Source organism: Priestia sp. P5_B4 (assembly GCF_056400385.1).
Window position 1 is genome coordinate 1 of record NZ_JBFULJ010000545.1, and the last position, 2570, is coordinate 2570.

The 2570-nt window shown below is 38.2% G+C and carries 4 protein-coding genes; 1 reads left to right on the plus strand and 3 read right to left on the minus strand.

Annotated elements, in window-relative coordinates:
• Positions 1-925, minus strand: a 925-nt coding sequence (locus tag AC1DRF_RS22695; RefSeq protein ID WP_477741755.1) for a beta-ketoacyl-ACP synthase III, incomplete at its 3' end; no start/stop codon positions are given.
• A gap of 256 nt (positions 926-1181) precedes the next feature.
• Between AC1DRF_RS22695 and AC1DRF_RS22700 the strand changes: the two genes are divergently transcribed.
• Positions 1182-1382: a hypothetical protein gene (locus AC1DRF_RS22700; RefSeq protein ID WP_016763038.1), complete on the plus strand. Its 201-nt coding sequence runs from the start codon at positions 1182-1184 to the stop codon at positions 1380-1382.
• 28 nt (positions 1383-1410) lie between these two features.
• On the opposite strand, the gene AC1DRF_RS22705 is transcribed toward AC1DRF_RS22700, so the two are convergent.
• Positions 1411-1605: a ComZ family protein gene (locus tag AC1DRF_RS22705; protein WP_013081746.1), complete on the minus strand. Its 195-nt coding sequence runs from the start codon at positions 1603-1605 to the stop codon at positions 1411-1413.
• A gap of 77 nt (positions 1606-1682) precedes the next feature.
• A partial coding sequence (locus AC1DRF_RS22710) for an NAD-dependent epimerase/dehydratase family protein (RefSeq protein ID WP_477741756.1) occupies positions 1683-2570 on the minus strand: 888 nt, incomplete at its 5' end.

The following is a 2570-nucleotide window of genomic DNA, read 5'->3' on the forward strand; positions in this document are numbered from 1 at the left end:
TAATAGCAATAGCTCCCCATGTTAAGCCGCCTCCGAAGCCAACCATTACAATTAAATCATCATCTTGAATTTTCCCTGCTTCAAGCTCATGAACAATTGAAATTGGAATCGATGCTGCTGATGTATTGCCGTAGTACTGGATTGTTTTAGACATTTTTTCTTCAGGCAAGTCTAATCGCTGTCTTGCAGCTTCCATAATACGAATATTCGCTTGATGAGGTACGAGAAAATCAACATCCTCTTTTGTTAAACCTGCTTTTTCAATTACATTAACAGCAGATTCCCCCATTTGTCGAACAGCAAACTTAAATACTTCACGTCCGTTCATGACAATATGATCAAGCTCGTTTTGATACAAGTGCTTGCCTCCCGTACCGTCGGACCCTAGTTCAAAGGATAAAATACCTCGTCCTTCTGATACAGGTCCCATTACAACTGCACCTGCTCCGTCTCCGAATAAAACAGCCGTGTTACGGTCGTCCCAATCTGTAATCTTAGAAAGCTTTTCTACACCGACCACTAATATATGCTTGTAAGCATTGGTTTCAATAAATTGCTTAGCTGTAATCATGCCGTACATAAACCCTGCACATGCGGCACTCACATCGTAAGAAGCTGCTTTTTTTGCTCCCAATTTTTCTTGTAGCATACATGATACTGTAGGAAACGGTTGATCTGGCGTTACCGTAGCAACAATGATCATGTCAATATCTTCTGCCTCGACGTTAGCTTTATGTAAAGCTTCAACTGCTGCTTTATAAGCTAAATCAGATGTGTCCTCGTTATCGGCTGCAATTCGGCGCTCTTGAATACCTGTGCGCGTACGAATCCACTCATCTGATGTATCCATTACTTTTTCAAGATCTAAATTTGTTACAACTTTCTCTGGTACATAACGTCCAATTCCTAGAACACCAGCGTTCATATCAACCTCTCCTTTAAATAAAAGGCTTATATTCCTATAAAACCTATATCCGTCATTTCATTTATCGATTATATAATCAATTATTATGAGTTGGTACTAATTTTACTTCATTTTTTATTTTTTGTCTATATAGGTGTTCGTCCTACTCAGGTATCTATCATGCTACATATAGTAATGATACGGGACCCTCTTACTCTAGTATGGGACATTAGGTAAGAACTTACCCACCATTAAAATAGTGAAAGGAATGAGTATCATGGCAAGAAGACAAAGAAATGAAGGTTTTTCTGATTTTATGTTTGGAGCTGGGCGCAGAAAATCAAAAGAAGAAAGAGAGCGAGAGGAGTGGGAACGATTATTTAAACAAATCGATGAAATTGTACTCGCCGTCGAAGAACTAGCTCCTCTTCTTAAACAGTTTGCCCCTTTAGTCGATTTATTTTCCAAACAAAAATAACAGCTCGGATTCTACCGAGCTGTTTTCTTTAGTTGTTTTCATTTTCAGCTAATGCATCTTGCTTGCCAAGCTCATAGGCATCGTTCATTACTTTTGTTAGTAATGTCAATACCGGCTGTACGTGTTCCATTGATAACTCAACGCCTGTTTCATCTAAGATCTGTTTTGCTTCTGGCAAGTACTTCATTGCAATTTGCATGAATTGCATATTTTGCTCTTCCATAGTGAAATCTCCTTTATTAAAAACATTTATTCCTCCTTATATTAGCGAATCTATTCTATAAGTACAACTTTCTCCTTTTAATGAAGAGGTAAAAAGAATGTTCTCATATGTTTTTTTTGCAGATAAATGCCTTCTTTAGCCGTTACTTTTGAAGAAAAATGCAGCAGTTCTTTCGCTTTCCTGCTGATTTCATATTTTTCTTGAGCCGCTTCTTCCTTCACCTCCATATGAGTAATGTTTGCTCCTGCGCTCCAAGGCTGTAACTTTTCTTCAACTAAATGAACGACTTCATATGAATATGCAGCAGTTTTACAGCGTCTAAGTGCACTGACGGCATCTTCAATATAAATAATAAAATCCGTGCCTTCCATAATGTCAAAAGCCTCTTCGTACCCGGCAATATTTTTGGAATAGCACATTGACAAAGGCTGCCAAGGTCCGTAAAGAGTCGGCGTTCTGACAATTATAATGGGCCATCCATCATCTTTATATTTCTCTATCATTCGCTCAAAATGAACGTATAGCCTTCCTTCACTACTGTCCGGTTCTGGAATCGTTGTTTCTTCAATTTTTCGCTGCTGGTCTCCAAATACACGCATGGTAGAAACAAACACAAATCGAATGTTGAATTGACGGCATTTGTTAAGCGCTTGAATGAGCACTTGCTGTGCTTTTTGCATTTCTTGTCTTAAAAAATCAGGATGATAAAAATCTCCTCCATCGAAATACGTAAAGTAGACAACATCCGTTTCTGAGGTAATCATATCTAATGACTCTCCAACTTCAGTCGATGCATAATTAGCGTTTCGCCCTAAGAAAAATTTCATCTCTTCCTGCAAATCATCTTCTTCTTTATGAGCAGAATGTGTATACCCTTTTACTTCTGTACCTTCGTCTAAAAAAGCCATACATAAATGAAAACCAATAAAGCGGTTTGCCCCTATTACTACTACATTCCCCATATC